Below are 20,846 nucleotides of genomic sequence, written 5' to 3'. Positions count from 1 at the left end.
TTTGGCGGAAAAGAAAACGCCCCGGGGGTGCGGGGCGTTTATTGGGGCTCTAAAGGCTCTGGCTCAGGCGGTGTCAGTGAATCCGGCCAACCCTCGGTCAGCATGTCGCTGCTGTAACTCCCTGTCTCGATCGCGCGCAACAACGCTAGCTCTCGATCAAAGCAGGCCTGGACATGCTCCCGCACCGCCGTCGCGATTGCGATCAGTTGCGGCGCGTTCAGCTCGATAAAACCGGCGGCGGTTTTCCAGTTGCACCTGTAGGCCGGATCAAGAATCGCCGACACAGCAGCACCGGCAATCAAGGCCTGCCCGTCTCGGGTGGTGTCGATTACAGAACCATCGACGGTAATGCCCACGCCTTCGCGCTTGTAGCGCTCGCTGGCAATCATTGCCGGGTAGTCTGGTGCAACCTCGGGAAACGGTTGTTTGGTGATTTCGCCGTTTGCGCCGAGCCCCCACACCCCATCCGTTTCTTGGGTGATCTTAAGAAATAGATCCGCATCGAGTGCGACGGCGGAGCTTGGGATCTCATGAATCCCCTCGACCAGACAGGTCATCAAGGTGAAGTCTTCGTTAAATACTGCGTATTTCATAGACATAACCTCAGTGGCCTACGGCCAACCAGCGGTAGTTAGCAGCACCACCACCAGCGGAATAATGATAAATACTGATGGCTGTTTTGCTAGTCGCATTCACGCCCCCGCAAAATGCCGTCCCGATACCCGAGACGGCATTTGCTGAGACGAATGCATTCAGAATTGCATTTGGAAATGCGATTGGAAGCGAAACAGAAACCCCGGCGCCGCTAGCGATTGAAGCCGATGTTCCCCACTGAAAAATAAAACTGCCTAGCCAACTCGGCAGCGCGATATAGCCATTGGTGCCAAGACTGATCGAAAAGCCGAACCGTAGCTTCTTGGGGGTGACAATCGTTGCATCGTCCACGCCAGCATCGACAAACGGCTGCATTGCAATTTTCGCCGTGCCTTGGTTTATTTCCGTGGCCTGCTGTGCCAAAGCGGCCAGCGCGGCGATATCAATGTTTCCCTGATTGATCGGCGCGTTCCAAGCCTTGATGCACCACATGACGGCGAGGTTACGGGGACGCGTTTCCGCGGAGGTGCGCGCCACTTTCGAAGCATCAAAATACACGCCATGGTAGGCGCCTTTCTGGTTGAGCGGAGTTGAGGACGTGCTCATGTTGCTTAACGTGAACGCGCCGCCTGCCGTGGTGATATCGAGATAGCCGTCAAACGTACCAGTGATGTTCTGTAAGGTATCAACCTGATAACTGCCGATTGTCCGGCCGCCATCAACACCGCGTCCATGATCCCAACCGCGCAGGAATTCGCCGCGTCCATCCGGCAAACGAAAATTTCCAGCGCCCTCGTCGCCCTTGTTGTACTTGCCGGCGAGATAAGCACTCAGATCCGGATAAAGCGCAGCACTCTTGACGCTGTTATCCAGCTCAAGAAAGCCCATCGGTGGCGTATCACCGGGAAACGCGACAATCGCCCCCACCGGCAACATCGAGGCGCTGGCAATCATCCCCTCGATTTCAGTTTTGGTGTAGCTGTCCTTGATCCCGAACCCAGCCAGCGTTTCGGGGTTCGCGCCCGCCGTCGCTCGACCGTATTTGTCCACGGTCAGGCTTTTGTAAGTCCCCGGTGCAATGCCGGTACGACCGGCCAGCATCTCAAAAGTCAGCGCGGTGGTGCCGAGAGTGATCGGCCCGTTAGTAGTCAGGTGCCACAGCGAATCACCATTCTGCGTGCCCTCTTCTACCATCACGGTCAGGCCCGGCGTGACCTTGGCGCTGACGTTGGCATCGTTCGCCCGAACCCAGTCACCGTTGGCCACGATCCACAGACCGTTATCCTTGGCCAACGTCTGATTCGGCAGCAGAACCCGGTCACCGGCAATCACTGCAACTCCGTCGACCTGCTTTGCACCGTTCAACACCACGTTGCCGGTTGCCGCGACACGCACGGACTGCTTGCCATCAAGTTTGCCGAGCTCTTCAGCGAGGTAACTCATCACCCACGCACGCGTCGCTTTCACAACCGTGTCATCAATCAACAACGTCACCAGCGCCGCATTACTGGTCTCGAAAATCGAACGAATGTAGAACTCTTTCCCCGAGCCCGAAGTCGCCAGCACCGGCTTGAACGACTCCGGATATTTGACGATGGCGTAAAGAATCCCGGTATCGGTCCAGAGCCCGGCCTCACGCACATACCAGCCGCCCACTTCAGGCGGGATAGTCACTTCGGCCAGCAACCAGCTCGGATTCTTCTCATCCTGGAACAGTGCATTGAGTGGCCCGCGCCACACTTCGCGCTTGAGCGCCGTGGCGGTTGCGGCCGGGTTGTAAACCGCGCCGCCGCCGTCGCCGACGGAAATCTGCGACAGCTTGATCGGTGTGCCCGCCGCCTTGCAGGCGGTTTCGTAGGCGATCCCCGCATTGGTGAGCAGGGTGTAATAGTCGGCCATTTAGGACCCCTGAGGATAAATTGTGGAGGTTTCGACGGTGTAGAGCCCAGCGGCCATAAAGGCCTGACCCGAGGCTTCAAGCCCTTCGATGACGATCGGATAAACCGTGGTCAGCTCGCCGCATACGGTGGCGGCGCCGATGACGTGACTGCCGAATGCGCTCAAGCCGACGGAAACCTTCAAGGTGTCGCGTTCGCTTTTGGCATCGGCCAGGCGTCGGTCGAGACGGGCGTCGATTTCTTCGCTGTAGGGCTGTTCGGTGAAGGCCCTGACGGAAAAGCTGTAAGGCGGGCCGGGTGGTGTTTGTTCGTACCAGGCGCGCACCTCAGGCATCAATTGCAAACCCTTGGCCGCGTTTTCCAGTGCTTTTCGCGTCCCGGCCTGCCGTGCGGTAGGCCAGGCGAGTTCCACCGTCAGGCGTTTTTCCGCCTCGGTCGCCTCGGAGCTCCATTCGCTGACCCCGCGATCCGCGCCCAGGTACGGCAGGAATGCCAGCGGTGTTTTGGCGGGGTTCATCAGTTCGGGGAACGGCGGGTCGATGCGCTCAAGCAATCGGGCGAAACCGAGATCAAGTGCCTTTTCCAGCGGTGAGCTGTTGGCCGGCAACAGGCTCGGGCGAGGTGTGTCGTCACTCATAACGTATCCACCTCGACCTCGACGCCCGTGCAATACGGCGCTTGAAAAGCACTCGTCACAATCGGCGCCACTGGCTCAAGAATTTGCAACTGAACCGCCCCGGCGCTGTGCAGCGTGTAGTCGATCCAGCTCGGGTCCACTCGCCCTTCCAGGCGATGACAGGCATCGGCATACGCCTGCAGTTGCTGTTGCGCGGCAACCTTGGTCAGCCCTGAATCGGGGCCCGGGTTGATCTTCGCGATCACCCGGATTTTGTAGTTCTTGATTTGCGCGCCCTGCACAGTGACCAGGTCCGTTTCGGGCCGGACATCAGGCCGGGCGAAATGCTGGCGAACATCGTCGAGCAGCGCTTGGGATGGCGTGCCATCGCCCTCTCGGGAAAGCACCGTGACCGTGACTTCGCCGGGCGCGGTCCGGCGCCCGTTGCCGTCCTTGACCTGCGCGACATAGCCGTCCGGGTCGAAGGTGTAAGTGACCGTCACCACTCCCGCCGCGGTGGTTTCCACCTTCACGGCAGGCCGTTCGCCAAGGGTGAAGATCTCACGCCGATACTGCATCCGCGAGCCCGCCGCCGGTGCATGGGGCGCCAGGTAATAACGCAACCGGGCGTCGTCATCGCTCTCGTAGACCGGATCGATAGGCGGGAATGCCGCCGGATCGCCCGGGTCCAGCAACTGGCGCTCAAGCCCCATGTCCGCGAGGCGGGCGTCGAGGTTGGTGCCGGTGGCCCACCACGCCAGCATCTGCTTGATGCGGGCGTTGTATTTGCGTTCGTGGGTTTGCAGCCGTACACAAAACGCCTCAAGTGCCAGGGTCAGCAACTCGCTTTCGTTTTCCAGGCTGACTGCAAGCTTGGCCGCGCGCTCGGGGGAACGGGCGCCGACGTACTCGACAACGAAGGTCTTAAACTCTGCGAGCAGATCCTCGAACGCTTCGACCGTGACGATGGCCGGTTCGGCCAACTGGTTCTGGCCAGGTATCAACATACTCATGCCACCACCTCGAAGGTCTGTTGGCGGTTTTTCCAGGTGCCGGCGAAACGCAACAACAACCCGGCACCGTAGCGGCTGGCCACAATGACCTGCGGCTCAAAATCGTCGATGCCGTTGTACTTGTTGTAAAACGCTTGGGCCGCATGGCTCTGGGCGAGAATCAGCAGATCGTCGCCGAGGTTCTGCCCCAGCAACTCAGTGAGTGCGCAACCATACAAAGGGCGCTTCTGACGCGTGCCCAACGGCGTGGTCAGTGCCCGGGTGGCGCGCTGCACGAACTGCAGCCAGTCGTCGACCGTTGCGCCGGTGTTTCTATCGATTCCGATCATGGGAAGCTCTTTATGCAGTACTGATGACGCGACCCTGGTGATCCACCAACGGGCCGCTCAGATGCACACCGGAAGCGTCGAGCCGCAGGCCGACGGCGCCCAGTTGCAATTCGATGGCCTCAGGCCTCATCGCCAGCCTCGCCGGGCCGATGTTCAACTCGAGGGATTCACGGGAACCGGTGAACGCCGCCGGGCCGTTCTTCCAGCGCAAGACATGACTGGCGTGGTCGTAACCGCTTTCCGTGCCGTCTTGATAGAGGCGACGCGTCAGCGATGCCTGTGTCGAGACGGGCGGGAACTGACCGCCGTTGAGACCGAACAACGCCACCGACTGCCCGCCGCCCTCGCCACCGCCGTGGTTCAGCAGCAAACACTGCTCACCCACGGAAGGAATCCGCGACTCGCTCTGTGCCCCGGCGCTTGGGTTGAAAAACCGGATCGCCGGGGTGAGCAGTTCCCCATGACGGACCTTGCAGGTATTGCTGGCCGCATCGACTTCCTGACACACGCCGATACGACAGAAACTGTCGGCACGCCGGTGCAAGTCTTCGAGCTCGGTTTCCATCTCGGCCAAACGCTCGATGATCGGCCCCAGTTGCATACGTAACAGCGCATCAAACATGGATCAGCCCTCGAGTGCGGTGTATTGATCCGGGTCGTCGATGTTCGACACCTCCCAGGTACGGGCAAATTTCGGGATGCCCAACGGGTCTTCGAGCAGCGTCGGGCCGAGGTACAGGGTTTGGGTAAATGAAACGGTCCAGGCGGTGTACTCCCGTGCATCGCTGATAAACGTGGACGGGATGCCATCAATGTTCATCGGCAGATCGCATTGCTCGCCCGGCAGTTTCCAGCGGTTATCGACGACCAGGCTTTTCAACTCACTGGCCAGATCGCACGCCGCCAACCCTGCACCGGGCAACACGGCTTGCAAGGAAACCGTCAGGACATGAGCGATACGTCCGTCGTTGGCACGGATGCCCGGCGCATCGCGTTCGATGGCGATCAGCACCCAGGGCAGATCGACAGTGCCGTCGAAGTCTTGATGACTCCCGACCTTCAAGCCGGGAATGGCGGTACGCAACGTCTCGGCAATGGCAGAAAACAGCTGCGACGGTTTTTCGATGACAGCAGGCATCAATGGCCTCCTATTCCTATGGCAATACGAAGATCAGCGACGCCGGTTCACTGTTGATCGGGACGAGAATCGCGCGGTGGCACTTCACAAACGCCAATCCGCTTGGCGGCCCAACGTTCGTAAAGTCCGATGGCCACGTCCGCCCCGGCCATCGCCGTCAGGCAGCCAAAGGCGCCGGCGGCCCAGATCGACAGGCCCGCGGCGTACAACAGCATGATCGCCGAGACGCCGCAGATCATGCAGGCCCCGGACCGCAGGGCCAGGCGCCGCAGCAGTGACCAGCCACGGGCGCCCTCCTTGTCGGCGCGCCACATTTCGCCGGACACCCCGCCCGCCACGGCGAGGAGGATGACCAGCCAGATCGGCATGTCCAGCAACGCTTGTTGCTCGTTTGTCATGTCACGCCTCCTGGGGTGATTGATGAGTGATGTGTGTTGGATTCAATCGATGTCTCTTGAGGTAGGCATTCCAAAAAGCCCGGAGCATTCCGGGCTTTTCAGTAATGCGCTCCGTTTTTACGGCAGCTCAGGCCAAACGATGGTCAGCGGAAAACCTGGCTGTTTGTTGACCTGAGTAAAGGCAACGCAATACTCCTTGAAGGCAGTCAGGTAAGCCTGCTCGGCAGCAGTGGCCACGCCCAGATCAACTTTGAATTGCAATCCCGACGACGCCACGCTGGTCATGACACTGTCGAGCCGCTTGGTTTTTTCATTGCGCATTTGTTCACCTAGCGCAGATTGCGGCCAAGGGAACCCGGAATTGAACGACCAGAGGCCATCGCTGTTGACTGCGTTGTAGCCGTAGTCAACCTGATTGCTCGAACTGCCGGTGACGTCGACCCAGAGTTGATCGACTGGGAACTCGTCAGTGATCGGATTGACCGTCTCGTAGATGTTGTCGACTTTTCCGTTTACTACACGTGCGTATTTCTTCATTTTCATATCCTTATTGATCGCCGGGCATCCCGGCACACGTTGATCTGCCTGCATCAGGTAGGCATTCCAAAAAGCCCAGTGTGAAACCGGGCTTTTCAGTAATGCGCTCCTTCGCCTTCCTTTAATCCCGTGTCAAAAAGGAAGCTGACTTTTCGGCGCTACTGGCGCGGTACGAGTCCATTCAAATTGTTTTTCCGACCGCGGTCCCTGCCCGCCGGATAACTGCTTCTGGTGCTTTACGCTGCACACCCGGGTCAGTTGCCAACCCTCTGAACCGTTGAGGCCGATTCATCGCTGCCTTTGTGGTGGAACTAAAGAGCTTCGTTTCGAGCCGCTTTGTTGAGCGGCTTGAGACAAAGAATATGCATGGATGCATATACAGTCAATGCATAAATGCATTTATTTATGCGCAATAAATGCACAGGCGCATGAAAGTCCCACAGACAAAGGCGTTGGCGGTTTTTGGCAGGCGAAAAAAAACCCGTCGGGCGACGGGTTTAATCTGACAGTGGTGAGGTTAGCGGGCGTACATGCCCCACCAGAAGACGTGACCAAGGATGACGATTTGCTCTTCCTGGATTTCTTGGAAGCTGTAGTCCTCGTCCGGATGCTCATCGCGATTGAAGCTGCGCAGGCGAATCCCGGTCGGCAGGCGATAAAGCTGTTTCACCCGCAACTGGCCGTTGTGGTTGATGGCGTACAGGTCGCCGTCGATGATGTCGCCAATCCCGCATTTACCGGCATTCACCCCCACCGTGGCACCGTCGCGCAGTACCGGCAACATGCTGTTGCCACGCACAGTCACGCATTTGGCCTGGTCGAACTGCACACCGTTATGGCGCAAACTGCGCTTGCCGAAGCGCAGGCTAGAGCGCTCGCTCTCTTCGATGACGAATCTTCCTGATCCAGCAGCCAATTCAACCTCGCGAAGAAAGGGGACCGACACCTCGTCGTCATCGACAGGCGTGTCGTCGTCCCACAGGCTTATGTCCTTGAGTTCCGAATGCAATTCATCACGCCCGGCGCCGGCAGCCGGCGCGACATCCGCGCGGCCCCGCAACTGATCGGTGCTCACAGCAAAGTATTCGGCAATCTTCGAGATATGTTTATCCGAAGGATCGACGATCTTCCCGCTGAGGATGCGCGAGAGAGTGGATTGAGGCACGCCAGTGCGACGGTGAAGCTCCGTGGGGGAGATCCCGTGCTGATCGAGCAGCGCTCTTAAGACGGTAGAAACATTGCGTTTTTGCATAACGCGAATAGTGCTTGATCTTTTTTCGGAAGACAAATGCCAAATTGCATAATTTGTGCATAGACCCACGAAAAATAGCCTTAAGGCTTTCATGCCTGCGTCGGGCGGACCGCCCATGGTAACCTTGCGCCCATCGCGGAAAAGCCGGGCCGATGCCCCTCCTTTGCCCCACACCTTTCAACGAATTTGCCTATATCCGATGAATAAAGCCGTCTCCGATCTGTCCTCCCACACGCCAATGATGCAGCAATACTGGCGCCTGAAGAACCAGCACCCCGACCAGCTGATGTTCTATCGCATGGGCGACTTCTACGAGATCTTCTATGAAGACGCGAAGAAGGCCGCCAAGTTGCTGGACATCACCCTGACGGCTCGTGGGCAATCGGCGGGTCAGGCGATTCCGATGTGTGGGATTCCTTACCACGCTGCGGAAGGTTACCTGGCGAAACTGGTGAAGCTTGGCGAATCGGTGGTGATCTGTGAGCAGGTCGGCGACCCGGCCACCAGCAAAGGGCCGGTGGATCGTCAGGTGGTGCGCATCATCACGCCGGGTACGGTCAGTGATGAAGCGCTGCTCGATGAGCGCCGGGACAACCTGATCGCGGCGGTGCTGGGTGACGAGCGCCTGTTCGGCCTGGCTGTGCTCGATATCACCAGCGGCAACTTCACGGTGCTGGAGATCAAGGGCTGGGAAAACCTGCTGGCGGAGCTGGAGCGGGTCAATCCGGTGGAGCTGATGATCCCGGATGACTGGCCGAAGGATTTGCCGGCGGAAAAACGCCGTGGGGTTCGTCGCCGTGCGCCGTGGGATTTCGAGCGCGACTCGGCGTTGAAAAGTCTTTGCCAGCAGTTTTCCACTCAAGACCTGAAAGGCTTCGGCTGCGAGAACCTGACCCTGGCCATCGGCGCTGCTGGCTGCCTGCTCAGCTACGCCAAGGAAACCCAGCGCACCGCCCTGCCGCATTTGCGCAGCCTGCGTCATGAACGCCTGGACGACACCGTGGTGCTGGACGGCGCGAGCCGCCGCAACCTGGAACTGGACACCAACCTGGCCGGTGGTCGCGACAACACGTTGCAATCGGTGGTCGACCGCTGCCAGACCGCCATGGGCAGCCGTTTGCTGACCCGCTGGCTGAACCGTCCGCTGCGGGATTTGACTGTACTACTGGCACGCCAGACGTCGATCACCTGCCTGCTGGACCGTTATCGTTTCGAGAAATTGCAGCCGCAGCTCAAGGAAATCGGCGACATCGAGCGGATTCTGGCGCGGATCGGCCTGCGCAATGCCCGTCCTCGTGACCTGGCGCGCCTGCGCGATGCCCTCGGCGCACTGCCAGAGTTGCAGGTGGCGATGGCCGAGCTTGAAGCTCCGCACATCATGCAATTGGCGACGACCACCAGCACCTATCCGGAACTCGCGGCGCTGCTGGAAAAAGCCATCATCGACAACCCGCCAGCGGTGATCCGTGACGGCGGCGTGTTGAAAACCGGTTACGACAGCGAACTCGACGAGCTGCAATCGCTCAGCGAAAACGCCGGGCAGTTCCTGATCGATCTGGAAGCCCGGGAGAAGGCCCGCACCGGCCTGGCCAACCTGAAAGTGGGTTACAACCGCATTCACGGTTACTTCATTGAGTTGCCGAGCAAGCAGGCCGAATCGGCACCGGCAGACTATATCCGTCGCCAGACCCTCAAGGGTGCCGAGCGCTTCATCACCCCGGAACTGAAAGCGTTCGAAGACAAGGCGCTGTCGGCCAAGAGCCGTGCCCTGGCGCGCGAGAAGATGCTCTACGAAGCACTGCTCGAAGACCTGATCGCTCAATTGCCGCCCTTGCAGGACACCGCTGCCGCACTGGCCGAGCTGGACGTGCTGAGCAACCTCGCCGAGCGTGCACTGAATCTGGACCTGAACTGCCCGCGCTTCGTCAGCGAGCCATGCATGCGCATCAGCCAGGGTCGTCACCCGGTGGTCGAGCAAGTACTCACCACACCGTTCGTGGCCAACGACCTGAGCCTCGATGACAGCACCCGCATGCTGGTGATCACCGGTCCGAACATGGGCGGTAAATCCACCTACATGCGCCAGACCGCGTTGATCGTGCTGCTGGCGCACATCGGTAGCTTCGTGCCGGCGGCCAGTTGCGAATTGTCCCTGGTCGACCGGATCTTCACCCGGATCGGTTCCAGCGATGACTTGGCGGGCGGACGCTCGACGTTCATGGTCGAAATGAGCGAAACCGCGAACATCCTGCACAACGCCACCGAGCGCAGTCTGGTACTGATGGACGAAGTCGGTCGCGGCACCAGCACCTTCGACGGCCTGTCCCTGGCGTGGGCCGCGGCCGAGCGTCTGGCACAACTACGGGCCTATACACTGTTCGCCACGCACTATTTCGAGCTGACGGTGCTGCCGGAAGCCCAGCCGCTAGTAGCCAACGTGCACCTCAATGCCACCGAGCACAACGAACGCATCGTGTTCCTGCACCACGTTCTGCCTGGGCCTGCCAGCCAGAGCTATGGCCTGGCGGTTGCACAGTTGGCCGGGGTGCCGAGCGAAGTGATCGTGCGTGCCCGTGAACACTTGAGCCGGCTGGAATCCACGGCGCTGCCCCATGAAGTGCCGACGCCGGCCAAAGGCAAATCCGTTGCGCCGCAACAGAGCGACATGTTCGCCAGCCTGCCGCATCCGGTGCTGGATGAACTGGCCAAACTTGATCTGGATGACCTGACACCACGCAGGGCTTTGGAAATGCTCTATACATTAAAGACACGGATCTAACGCACTTGCCTGCAAGCTGTTAGAATCTCGCGCGGTTTGGGATGCTGCAGGCTCATAGCCTGGCCTGCAGACTATCGCTCCCGAACCTGGCGACCCCGTCCTGAAGGGGCTCCGCTGCCGCCGCCTGAGGAGAAAATTAGAAATGACCTTCGTCGTCACCGACAACTGCATCAAGTGCAAGTACACCGACTGCGTAGAAGTCTGTCCGGTGGACTGCTTTTACGAAGGCCCGAACTTCCTGGTGATTCACCCGGATGAGTGCATCGACTGCGCACTGTGCGAACCAGAATGCCCTGCCGTGGCCATCTTCTCTGAAGATGAAGTTCCCGCCGGTATGGAAAACTTCATTCAGCTGAACATGGAATTGGCCGAGGTATGGCCAAACATCACTGAACGGAAAGATCCATTGCCCGATTCCGCTGAATGGGATGGCAAGCCAGGCAAGATCGAACACCTCGAACGCTGATTTCCCTCGCGTTCCCGAAAAGGCCCCTTGCGGGCCTTTTTGCTTTTCTGCAGGCAAAAAAAAGGGGCGGTTTGACCCGCCCACATTTTTTCCCTATTCCATGTGTTCCTTTTCATCGTCCTGATGAATCGCATCCTGCGATGTCCGTTCCCCTCTTCCTTGAAGGGCGTGTCTATCCGTCGACACAGTTCAAATACTAGAGGATTCCCCACCAAGAGCAATCGGCCTCCATGACTGAAATCATCTGTAATATGCTGTTAACTCAATAAAATAATCATATAAATCAATAACTTATAAATACAGCATCCTTCGAATAGACAACTACCAGGGTGTAAAAATAATGAACACTTACGAAAGAGTAAGCAAAGACTTACACCACGAGACTACAAACCTGAGGTGGCGCCAATACCAACGCGCCTCTCTCATCTTGCCGACAACAAAAAGCCCCGAACCAGTCGGGGCTTTTGGTTGACGGTTGAGCGAATGGCTTATTGGAACAGCGACTCACTCGACAGGCCGTTTTTCTCGAGAATCTCCCGAAGACGCTTGAGGCCTTCAACCTGGATTTGCCTGACCCGCTCCCGGGTAAGGCCGATTTCCAGGCCGACATCTTCAAGCGTACTGCTCTCGTGACCTCGCAAGCCGAAGCGGCGTACGACCACCTCGCGTTGCTTGTCGGTCAGCTCCGAAAGCCATTGATCGATGCTCTGCGACAGGTCGTCATCCTGCAACAGTTCACATGGATCGGTCGGGCGGTCGTCGGTCAGGGTGTCCAGCAGGGTTTTATCCGAATCCGGACCCAGCGAGACGTCGACCGAAGAAACCCGCTCGTTCAGGCCAAGCATGCGCTTGACCTCGCCTACCGGTTTCTCCAGCAGGTTGGCAATTTCTTCGGGTGAGGGTTCATGGTCGAGCTTTTGAGTCAGCTCCCGTGCAGCCCGCAAGTACACGTTGAGCTCTTTGACCACATGAATAGGTAGCCGGATGGTCCGGGTCTGATTCATGATCGCGCGTTCGATGGTCTGACGAATCCACCAGGTGGCGTAGGTCGAAAAGCGGAAGCCGCGTTCTGGATCGAACTTTTCCACTGCCCGGATCAGGCCGAGGTTACCCTCTTCGATCAGGTCCAGCAGCGACAGCCCACGATTGACGTAACGCCGGGCGATTTTCACCACCAGCCGCAGGTTGCTTTCAATCATGCGCTTGCGTCCGGCCGGATCACCACTTTGCGACAGGCGTGCAAAATGAACTTCTTCTTCCGGGGAGAGCAATGGGGAAAAGCCGATTTCATTGAGGTACAGCTGCGTGGCATCGAGTGCCCGGGTGTAGTCGATGTACTTGTGTTGCTTTAACGAAGCGGAGTGTCTGGATTTGGCACGAACGGAAGGTGGTGCATCCCCTTCATCATTCGACATCGAATCCATAGCGATGCCGGTCTCCATAAGGAGAACCTCATCGTCGATGTCAAACTCCGGCACTTCTTTACTGAGAGCCATTGTTATAGTCCTTTGGTGAGTTCGACCTCAAGCTCAAGCGGCGCCTTGATCCCTGGCAACGCTGGAGCCTGTTCCCTCTACGTGACGGAACAGGCTTGGCTAACAAATCAACGACGTGGCAGGAACTGCAGCGGATCTACAGGTTTACCTTGTCGGCGAATCTCAAAATGCAGTTTCACCCGGTCTGTACCCGTTGACCCCATTTCGGCAATTGTCTGTCCGACTTTGACCTGCTGCCCCTCCCGAACCAACAGCCTGCGGTTGTGACCGTAGGCACTGACGTAGGTATCGCTGTGTTTGATGATGACTAATTCGCCGTAGCCCCTTAAGCCACTCCCGGCGTATACCACCGTCCCATCAGACGCAGCTAAAACAGGCTGTCCCAAATCTCCGGCGATATCAATTCCTTTATTCAAACTACCGTTTGAAGAGAATTTTCCAATCAGAATGCCATTAGAAGGCCACCCCCAGCCCGTCGGGGCCGGACCGGCAGGAGGCAGTGGAGCGGGTGCCGGTTTGCTGGCGACGGACGGTGCGAGCACCGTTGTACTGGTCGTTGTGCCATTTGCCTGACGCCGAATTACCGTGGTTTTGCTCGACGACGAAGGCGAGGAACTGGACGAACTCACCACCGCTGCCGGCGTTGAATCGTTGCGACCGTCGAAGCGAATCGTCTGACCCGGATGGATCGTGTAAGGCGTAGGAATGTTGTTCCTTGCCGCGAGGGCTTTGTAGTCCCAGCCGTAGCGAAAGGCGATGGAAAACAACGTGTCCTTGGGTCGAACAATGTACTGGCCGGTGGTTACGGCCGGACGCTGGGCGACCGCGTTGTTGCGATCGACAACTCCCGCGCTACTCGATTTGGTGCTGGAGCAACCGACCAGCAAGGTACTCAAGACAAGACCAGTCACCAGACGCTGAAAGCTCGTTATACCCATTCGCTGCGCAACGACTGTGAGACTCACCCGCCGCTCCCTTTGTGGTGGCTGAAAATATGAATTGCCGTGTTTCGGCACGAAATGTCGCAAGTATAACGGGCCGAACAGGCTTTACCTTTAATGAAGCGGATTCGCTTCACGCACACGTTTGCTGCCTGATGATGAATTCTGTTTAACCCATCGATGCCGCTGTAAGACCCGGGCAATCGAAGAGAATTCAGCACGTTGAAACAAATGCTCAGGCCAGCGGCCCGTTGAGTAGTGGCACAAAGCGCACTGCCCCCAGAACACGCCTGGAAAAGCCTTGTTCTTCACGGATGATCAGCATCAATTGTTGAACTTCACCAGAGCCGACCGGAATCACCAATCGCCCGCCCGGTGCCAATTGATCGAGCAGCGCCTGAGGCACGTCGGTGGCCACGGCGGTCACAATGATGCCGTTGTAAGGCGCCAGCGCCGGCCAGCCTTCCCAGCCATCGCCCCAGCGAAATACCACATTGCGCAGGTTCAGCTCCACCAGGCGCTCCTTGGCTCGATCTTGCAGAACCTTGATGCGCTCGACGGAAAAAACCCGCTCGACCAGTTGCGACAGCACCGCTGTCTGGTAACCCGAACCAGTACCGATTTCCAGCACCTTGTCCAACGGGCCGGCTTCCAGCAGCAGCTCGCTCATGCGCGCCACCATATAAGGCTGGGAGATGGTCTGGTTATGGCCAATCGGTAGCGCCGTATCTTCATAAGCGCGGTGGGCCAGCGCCTCATCGACGAACAGGTGACGCGGTGTGCGGCGGATGACTTCCAGCACCTTGGCGTTGGACACCCCTTCTTCATAGAGGCGCTGAATCAGACGCTCACGGGTCCGCTGGGAGGTCATCCCGATGCCGCGGTGCAGAATATCGTCTTGTTCACGAGCCATTAGCGCAGCCCCTCCAGCCAGCCATCGAGACTTCTGAAGGCATCATTAAAGGTGCGATCCAGTTGCAGTGGCGTGATTGAAACATAGCCTTGCATCACCGCATGGAAATCAGTGCCCGGGCCGCCATCTTCGGCGTCACCCGCCGCAGCGATCCAGTAACCGGATTTACCACGCGGATCGACCACTTTTATCGGCGCAGCGGCGCGGGCGCGATGGCCCAGGCGGGTCAGCTGGATACCGCGGATATGCTCCAGCGGCAAGTTGGGAATGTTCACGTTCAGTACCGTGCGCGGTGGCAGATCGAGGTCCGCGTGGGCCTCTACCAGTTTGCGCGCAAAATAGGCCGCCGTGGGAAGGTTCTCCACTTGCCGTGAGACAAACGAAAAGGCAAACGAAGGACGCTCCAGGAAACGTCCCTCAAGGGCCGCCGCCACAGTACCGGAATACAGCACGTCGTCCCCCAGGTTCGCACCCAGGTTAATACCGGAAACCACCATGTCCGGTTCAAACTCCAGCAAGCCGTTAAGGCCCAGGTGCACGCAATCGGTAGGCGTTCCGTTGAGGCTGATAAAGCCATTGGCCAAGGTATGCGGGTGCAACGGACGGTCGAGCGTCAGCGAGCTGCTGGCGCCGCTTTTGTCCTGGTCCGGGGCGATAACCACGCATTCGGTGTAATCCGCCAGCGCAGCATAAAGCGCGGCGAGACCGGGTGCGGTTACCCCATCGTCGTTAGAAATCAGAATACGCATGGGCTGTCCGTCTGCCCCACCGGCACCAGATCGACGAGTTCACGCACCAATACGGTGGCGAAGCATCCGGCCGGGAGGACGAATTCCAGTTGCAGAATGTCAGGCTCGGGATAATGCCACGTCAACCCGCCAATGGGCAGCCGCAGGATGCGACGTTCGTGGCTCATACCGGCGTTAATCAACCAATCACGCAGATCCGCTTCGCGCGCGGCGATTGCCTGCTCCAGTTCATGGACAGCCCCCGACGCCGGCGAGTCACCTTCGCCCCACTGTGGGCCGGTCGGGTGCAAGTCGAGAATCGCCAGACGCGGGTCACTGCACTCGGCTTCACCTGCCGGGAAGAAACTGCGGCTGTCAGTGAACGCCAGCAGATCGCCGACCTGAGCACGCTGCCAGGTACCATCGGCGACGCGTGCCGCCAGCACCTGATTAAACAGAAAGCTACGCGCAGTGGAGAGCAGGCGCGAACGCACATTGCGTTGTTCCGGCAGGGCTTTGCGCGCAGCCCAGGCACGGGCGTCGACGACGTTGCCGCCGTCATGCCCGAAACGCTGGGCGCCGAAATAATTGGGAATACCTTGCCTGGCGATCAGTTGCAGACGCTCTTCGATCGCGGCCTTGTCGCCAGCGAATTGAGTCAGGCGCAACGTGAAGCCGTTGGCCGAATGGGCACCGCGTTGCAGCTTGCGTCTGTGCCGACCGGTCTTGAGAATCTTCAGCGTGTCGTTTTCCGCTGCCGACAGATCTGGATCAGCCTTGCCGGGCAGTTGCACGCTGAACCACTGGCGAGTCAACGCCTGACGGTCCTTGAGGCCCGCGTAGCTGACGGTACGCAATGGCACGCCCGCAGCCTTGGCAATCCGCCGTGCCGCTTCTTCGGTATTCAGACCGCGCTTTTCCACCCAGATCCATAGGTGTTCGCCGTCGCCGCTCAGGGGAATATCGAGGACTTCATCAACCTGGAAATCTTCCGCCGTGGCTTTCAGCACCGCGCTGCCGAGAGCGTCACCGTAGGCCCGTGGGCCGAGCAATTGCGCCTCGTTCATGCGCGCAGCAACAAGGCAACGGAGTGCACGGCAATACCTTCTTCGCGACCGACAAAGCCAAGCTTTTCGGTGGTGGTAGCTTTCACGTTCACTTGATCCAACTCAACTTGAAGATCCGCGGCAATCAGCGCGCGCATCGATTCGATATGCGGGGCCATTTTCGGGGCCTGGGCGACGATGGTGTTATCGACGTTGCCGACTTTCCAGCCCTTGGCGTGGATCAGTGCGACGACATGACGCAACAGCGCGCGGCTGTCGGCGCCCTTGAATTGCGGATCGGTGTCCGGAAAATGCTTGCCGATATCACCCAGCGCGGCAGCGCCGAGCAACGCATCGCTCAAGGCGTGCAGCAGGACATCACCGTCGGAATGGGCAAGCAGCCCGAAGCTGTGTGCAATCCGCACACCGCCCAGCGTGATGAAATCGCCTTCACCGAAACGGTGCACATCATAGCCGTGGCCAATACGCATAAAAAAACGCCCCGATTTTTGTCAGGGCGTGATTCTACCTGCTTTGTCAGACATTAGGCGCTTAGAGCGCGCGCGTGATGCTGCAAGTGGTCGTCGATGAAACTGGCGATGAAGAAATAACTGTGGTCGTAGCCGGGTTGCAAACGCAACGTCAGCGGATGACCGGCAAGTTTCGCTGCCTGTTGCAGGGCTTCAGGCTTAAGCTGGGTGGCGAGGAAATCGTCGCGATCACCCTGATCCACCAGCAGCGGCAGTTTCTCGTCGGCTTCGGCGATCAATGCACAGGCATCCCACTCGCGCCATTTCGACCGGTCTTCCCCCAAGTAGCGGGAAAAGGCTTTCTGCCCCCATGGGCAATCGATCGGATTGTTGATCGGCGAGAACGCCGACACCGACTGGTAACGCCCCGGATTGCGCAAGGCGCAGACCAGCGCACCGTGACCACCCATGGAGTGGCCGCTGATGCCACGCTTTTCCGATGCCGGGAAATGCGCCTCAACCAATGCCGGCAATTCCTGCACGACATAGTCATGCATCCGATAGTGCCGCGACCACGGTTCCTGCGTGGCATTCAGATAAAAACCGGCACCGAGACCGAAGTCCCAGGCACCATCCGGATCGCCCGGCACTTCGGGACCGCGTGGGCTGGTGTCCGGTGCGACGATAATCAGCCCCAGCTCGGCAGCCATGCGCATGGCACCGGCCTTCTGCATGAAGTTCTCGTCGGTACAGGTCAGGCCAGACAACCAGTACAACACTGGCAGTTTACCGCCCTGCTCCGCTTGCGGCGGCAGGTACACGGCAAACACCATGTCGCAACCGAGCACGTCGGAGCGGTGCCGGTAGCGCTTGTGCCAGCCGCCGAAGCTTTTCTGGCAGGAGATATTTTCCAGGCTCATAAGCGACCTCAGAAATGAATGACGCTACGGATGCTTTTGCCTTCATGCATCAAGTCAAACGCCTTGTTGATATCTTCCAGGCCCATGGTGTGGGTGATGAAGGTATCCAACGGGATCTCGCCGGTCTGGGCCATTTCGACATAGCTTGGCAACTCGGTACGGCCACGCACGCCACCGAACGCCGAACCGCGCCAGACGCGACCGGTGACCAACTGGAATGGACGGGTGGAGATTTCCTGGCCTGCGCCGGCCACACCGATGATGACCGACTCGCCCCAACCTTTGTGGCAGCACTCAAGTGCGGCACGCATCAACTGCACGTTGCCGATGCATTCGAACGAGAAGTCGACGCCGCCATCGGTCATGTCGACGATCACTTCCTGAATCGGACGATCGAAGTCTTTCGGGTTCACGCAGTCCGTGGCGCCCAATTGCCTGGCGACTTCGAACTTGGCCGGGTTGATGTCAATGGCGATGATCCGGCCAGCCTTGGCTTTGACTGCGCCGATAACGGCAGACAGTCCGATGCCACCCAGGCCGAAGATGGCAACGGTGTCACCCGGTTTGACCTTGGCAGTGTTGATCACCGCACCGATGCCGGTGGTGACGCCACAGCCCAGCAGGCAGACTTTTTCCAGCGGTGCTTCTTTAGGAATTTTGGCGACAGAGATTTCCGGCAGCACGGTGTACTCGGAAAACGTCGAGGTGCCCATGTAGTGGAAAATCGTTTCGCCCTTGTAGGAGAAGCGCGAAGTGCCGTCCGGCATCAGGCCTTTACCCTGGGTTGCACGAATCGCCTGGCAGAGGTTGGTTTTGCCCGACAGACAGAATTTGCACTTGCCACATTCCGGGGTGTACAGCGGAATCACATGATCGCCCACCGCAACCGAGGTCACGCCCTCGCCGATCGCTTCGACCACCGCGCCACCTTCGTGGCCCAGGATCGACGGGAAGATACCTTCCGGGTCCGCGCCCGAGAGGGTGTAGGCATCGGTATGGCAGACACCGGAAGCGACGACGCGCAGCAGGACTTCGCCCGCCTTGGGCATGGCGACATCGACTTCAACGATCTCGAGGGGCTTCTTGGCCTCGAAGGCAACGGCGGCGCGCGACTTGATCATGCTGACTCTCCAGTGAATAAAAACGAGACAGGGAGTGTAATACAGCGGCATACGATGAATAATCGGGACAAAAGCAAAACATTATTGCCATGCAGGGATAATCCTGATGTCCGAAAACCGCTGGGAAGGCATCGACGAGTTCGTCGCCGTCGCAGAGTGCAACCAATTCACCGCCGCGGCTGAACGCCTTGGGGTGTCTTCCTCCCACATCAGTCGCCAAATCGTACGACTGGAAGAGCGACTGCAAACCCGCTTGCTCTATCGCAGCACCCGCCGGGTCACGCTGACCGAAGCCGGACAAACCTTTCTGCAACATTGCCAACGTTTGCAGGACGGCCGCGAAGAAGCGTTGCGCGCTGTCGGCGACCTGACCAGCGAACCCAAGGGCATGCTGCGCATGACCTGTGCCGTGGCCTACGGCGAACGATTCATTGTGCCGCTGGTGACTCGTTTCATGGGGCTGTATCCGCAACTGCGTGTCGACATCGAACTGAGCAACCGCCCGCTCGATCTGGTGCACGAAGGGCTGGACCTGGCCATCCGCCTCGGCCGCCTGCAGGATTCAAGATTGGTCGCGACTCGTTTGGCACCACGGCGCATGTACCTGTGCGCCTCGCCGTCCTACCTGGAACGGTATGGTCGCCCACACAGTTTGTCGGAACTGAGTCGCCACAACTGCCTCATCGGCAGCTCGGATATCTGGCAACTGGAACAGAACGGGCGGGAATTTTCCCAGCGAGTACAGGGAAACTGGCGCTGCAACAGTGGGCAGGCGGTGCTGGATGCCGCGCTACAGGGGGTTGGGTTGTGTCAGTTGCCGGACTACTACGTGCTGGAGCACCTGAAAAACGGCGAATTGATCTCGCTGCTGGAAGCCCACCAACCACCGAACACAGCGGTTTGGGCGCTTTATCCACAGCAGCGGCATCTGTCACCGAAAGTACGCAAGTTAGTGGATTATTTGAAGGAAGGGTTGGCCGAACGGCCGGAATATCGGGTTTAAGAGAAAAAGATCGCAGCCGGCATAGGCTGCGATCTTTTAACGGCGGTTCACCCAACGCTGGCGCAACCACTCAAGGTCTTCGGGGCGAGTGACTTTGATGTTATCGGATCGACCTTCGATCAAACGGGGTGCCATACCTGCCCACTCCATCGCCGAGGCTTCATCGGTGATGACAGCATCCGCCACCAGGCTGTCCGCCAACGCCCGATGCAATGCTCCAAGGCGAAACATCTGCGGTGTATAAGCCTGCCAGATCACACTGCGATCCACCGTTTCCAGCACACGCCCGTGCTTGTCGACCCGTTTGAGGGTGTCGCGCGCAGGCACCGCCAATAGGCCGCCCACCGGGTCGTCAGCCAATTCACTGAGCAATTTATCAAGATCATCGCGCGCCAGATTCGGTCGCGCGGCATCGTGAACCAACACCCAATCCTCATCGTCAGCACCCTGGGCATGCAGATGCAGCAAGGCGTTGAGCACTGATCCGGAACGCTCGGCGCCGCCTTCAACCCGCTGAATACGCGGATCGGCAGCACAGGCCAGATTCGGCCAGTAAGGATCGTCGATGGCAAGACTGACCACCAACCCCTTCAGGGCAGGATGATCGAGGAAACAGCCAAGGCTGTGTTCGAGAATAGTGCGCCCGCCCAGTTGCAAGTATTGCTTGGGACGGTCCGCGGCCATACGGGCACCGACGCCCGCGGCAGGAATCACGGCCCAGAAGGCCGGTAACGACTCAATCATTGGGCCAACTGGTAAAGGGTTTCACCATCCTTGACCATGCCCAACTCATGGCGAGCCCGTTCTTCAACGGTCTCCATGCCCTTTTTCAACTCACTGACTTCGGCGTCCATCACCCGATTGCGCTCCAGCAACGCCTCGTTCTCGGCGTGCTGATCCGCAATCTGCTGCTTCAGCTCGGCCACTTGCGCCAGACTGCCATTACCCACCCACAGGCGATACTGCAGGCCGGCCAGCAGCAAGAGCAAGACGAGGAACAACCAATTGGGACTGCGCATCGAATATCAGGTATCCAGTGAAAAAAGACAGCCATGCCAAACTTTGAAGCTTCTGATAGCACGAAGCCTGGAAGAACCAGGCTTGTGCTCTTAAGGCATCAGATTAGTGGCAAATCCGTCGCTGTCGCGATTTTTCCGACACAATCCGGTGTCTTTTTATCGTTTACCA

General features: G+C 58.7%; 23 protein-coding genes. 3 read left to right on the top strand and 20 right to left on the bottom strand.

All coding sequences use genetic code 11. The features are described from left to right. Window positions 1-38: 38 nt before the first annotated feature. The 10 genes from ACEN8R_RS01395 to ACEN8R_RS01350 form a co-directional block, all read right to left on the bottom strand. Window positions 39-593, bottom strand: coding sequence for a DUF4376 domain-containing protein (locus ACEN8R_RS01395; RefSeq protein WP_018926985.1), 555 nt, complete (start codon window positions 591-593; stop codon window positions 39-41). 10 nt (window positions 594-603) lie between these two features. Further along, complete coding sequence (locus tag ACEN8R_RS01390; protein ID WP_495624537.1) at window positions 604-2,493, bottom strand: phage tail-collar fiber domain-containing protein; 1,890 nt, start codon at window positions 2,491-2,493, stop codon at window positions 604-606. Next, window positions 2,494-3,129, bottom strand: a complete 636-nt coding sequence (locus ACEN8R_RS01385) for a phage tail protein I (RefSeq protein WP_018926987.1) — start codon at window positions 3,127-3,129, stop codon at window positions 2,494-2,496. It lies immediately after the preceding gene. After that, on the bottom strand, window positions 3,126-4,121 hold the full coding sequence (locus tag ACEN8R_RS01380; protein WP_495624536.1) for a baseplate J/gp47 family protein: 996 nt from the start codon (window positions 4,119-4,121) through the stop codon (window positions 3,126-3,128). Before ACEN8R_RS01380 ends, ACEN8R_RS01385 begins: the two co-directional genes overlap by 4 nt. Beyond that, window positions 4,118-4,450 carry a phage baseplate protein gene (locus ACEN8R_RS01375; protein ID WP_018926989.1) on the bottom strand — a complete coding sequence of 111 codons (333 nt, stop codon included), beginning with the start codon at window positions 4,448-4,450 and terminating at the stop codon, window positions 4,118-4,120. Before ACEN8R_RS01375 ends, ACEN8R_RS01380 begins: the two co-directional genes overlap by 4 nt. A gap of 10 nt (window positions 4,451-4,460) precedes the next feature. Next, window positions 4,461-5,072, bottom strand: a complete 612-nt coding sequence (locus ACEN8R_RS01370; RefSeq protein ID WP_258671044.1) for a phage baseplate assembly protein V — start codon at window positions 5,070-5,072, stop codon at window positions 4,461-4,463. A 3-nt stretch (window positions 5,073-5,075) separates the two neighbouring features. Then, the gene (locus tag ACEN8R_RS01365; protein ID WP_018926991.1) at window positions 5,076-5,588 is read right to left on the bottom strand and encodes a hypothetical protein; all 513 of its coding nucleotides are present in this window, start codon (window positions 5,586-5,588) and stop codon (window positions 5,076-5,078) included. Window positions 5,589-5,635: 47 nt separating this feature from the next. Then, window positions 5,636-5,986: a phage holin family protein gene (locus ACEN8R_RS01360; protein ID WP_018926992.1), complete on the bottom strand. Its 351-nt coding sequence runs from the start codon at window positions 5,984-5,986 to the stop codon at window positions 5,636-5,638. Between the two features lie 117 nt (window positions 5,987-6,103). Next, window positions 6,104-6,523: a tail fiber assembly protein gene (locus ACEN8R_RS01355; RefSeq protein ID WP_018926993.1), complete on the bottom strand. Its 420-nt coding sequence runs from the start codon at window positions 6,521-6,523 to the stop codon at window positions 6,104-6,106. 517 nt (window positions 6,524-7,040) lie between these two features. Beyond that, window positions 7,041-7,775: an XRE family transcriptional regulator gene (locus tag ACEN8R_RS01350; RefSeq protein ID WP_026286486.1), complete on the bottom strand. Its 735-nt coding sequence runs from the start codon at window positions 7,773-7,775 to the stop codon at window positions 7,041-7,043. Between the two features lie 199 nt (window positions 7,776-7,974). Between ACEN8R_RS01350 and mutS the strand changes: the two genes are divergently transcribed. Together mutS and fdxA are read left to right on the top strand one after the other, a co-directional pair. Then, a complete protein-coding gene (gene mutS / locus ACEN8R_RS01345; RefSeq protein ID WP_026286487.1) occupies window positions 7,975-10,554 on the top strand; it encodes a DNA mismatch repair protein MutS in 2,580 nt (859 codons plus the stop codon). A 142-nt stretch (window positions 10,555-10,696) separates the two neighbouring features. Next, window positions 10,697-11,020 (top strand): ferredoxin FdxA, encoded by a 324-nt coding sequence (gene fdxA / locus ACEN8R_RS01340; RefSeq protein ID WP_007940535.1) that lies wholly within the window; start codon window positions 10,697-10,699, stop codon window positions 11,018-11,020. A 488-nt stretch (window positions 11,021-11,508) separates the two neighbouring features. On the opposite strand, the gene rpoS is transcribed toward fdxA, so the two are convergent. From rpoS to ACEN8R_RS01300, 8 genes are all read right to left on the bottom strand, one after another. Further along, complete coding sequence (gene rpoS, locus ACEN8R_RS01335) at window positions 11,509-12,516, bottom strand: RNA polymerase sigma factor RpoS (protein ID WP_007940534.1); 1,008 nt, start codon at window positions 12,514-12,516, stop codon at window positions 11,509-11,511. A gap of 107 nt (window positions 12,517-12,623) precedes the next feature. Continuing rightward, on the bottom strand, window positions 12,624-13,481 hold the full coding sequence (locus ACEN8R_RS01330) for a peptidoglycan DD-metalloendopeptidase family protein (RefSeq protein WP_026286488.1): 858 nt from the start codon (window positions 13,479-13,481) through the stop codon (window positions 12,624-12,626). 211 nt (window positions 13,482-13,692) lie between these two features. Further along, window positions 13,693-14,328, bottom strand: a complete 636-nt coding sequence (locus ACEN8R_RS01325) for a protein-L-isoaspartate(D-aspartate) O-methyltransferase (protein WP_173861137.1) — start codon at window positions 14,326-14,328, stop codon at window positions 13,693-13,695. Window positions 14,329-14,369: 41 nt separating this feature from the next. Further along, window positions 14,370-15,119 (bottom strand): 5'/3'-nucleotidase SurE, encoded by a 750-nt coding sequence (gene surE / locus ACEN8R_RS01320; RefSeq protein WP_018926998.1) that lies wholly within the window; start codon window positions 15,117-15,119, stop codon window positions 14,370-14,372. Beyond that, a complete protein-coding gene (truD, locus tag ACEN8R_RS01315; protein WP_018926999.1) occupies window positions 15,107-16,165 on the bottom strand; it encodes a tRNA pseudouridine(13) synthase TruD in 1,059 nt (352 codons plus the stop codon). Before truD ends, surE begins: the two co-directional genes overlap by 13 nt. After that, window positions 16,162-16,635 (bottom strand): 2-C-methyl-D-erythritol 2,4-cyclodiphosphate synthase, encoded by a 474-nt coding sequence (gene ispF, locus ACEN8R_RS01310; protein WP_018927000.1) that lies wholly within the window; start codon window positions 16,633-16,635, stop codon window positions 16,162-16,164. Before ispF ends, truD begins: the two co-directional genes overlap by 4 nt. A gap of 53 nt (window positions 16,636-16,688) precedes the next feature. Further along, window positions 16,689-17,534, bottom strand: coding sequence for an S-formylglutathione hydrolase (gene fghA / locus ACEN8R_RS01305; RefSeq protein ID WP_064620040.1), 846 nt, complete (start codon window positions 17,532-17,534; stop codon window positions 16,689-16,691). Window positions 17,535-17,542: 8 nt separating this feature from the next. Beyond that, window positions 17,543-18,655, bottom strand: coding sequence for an S-(hydroxymethyl)glutathione dehydrogenase/class III alcohol dehydrogenase (locus ACEN8R_RS01300; protein ID WP_495624535.1), 1,113 nt, complete (start codon window positions 18,653-18,655; stop codon window positions 17,543-17,545). Between the two features lie 106 nt (window positions 18,656-18,761). Between ACEN8R_RS01300 and ACEN8R_RS01295 the strand changes: the two genes are divergently transcribed. Continuing rightward, window positions 18,762-19,658 carry a LysR substrate-binding domain-containing protein gene (locus tag ACEN8R_RS01295; RefSeq protein ID WP_018927003.1) on the top strand — a complete coding sequence of 299 codons (897 nt, stop codon included), beginning with the start codon at window positions 18,762-18,764 and terminating at the stop codon, window positions 19,656-19,658. 36 nt (window positions 19,659-19,694) lie between these two features. On the opposite strand, the gene ispD is transcribed toward ACEN8R_RS01295, so the two are convergent. Further along, window positions 19,695-20,402: a 2-C-methyl-D-erythritol 4-phosphate cytidylyltransferase gene (gene ispD, locus ACEN8R_RS01290; protein WP_018927004.1), complete on the bottom strand. Its 708-nt coding sequence runs from the start codon at window positions 20,400-20,402 to the stop codon at window positions 19,695-19,697. Continuing rightward, the gene (gene ftsB, locus ACEN8R_RS01285) at window positions 20,399-20,677 is read right to left on the bottom strand and encodes a cell division protein FtsB (protein WP_007907178.1); all 279 of its coding nucleotides are present in this window, start codon (window positions 20,675-20,677) and stop codon (window positions 20,399-20,401) included. Before ftsB ends, ispD begins: the two co-directional genes overlap by 4 nt. Between the last annotated feature and the right edge of the window lie 169 nt (window positions 20,678-20,846).

The sequence above is a fragment of the Pseudomonas sp. Pseusp15 genome (assembly GCF_059492165.1).
Note: the sequence above shows the minus strand (reverse complement) of the source record. Positions and strands in the feature narration are given on the sequence as shown.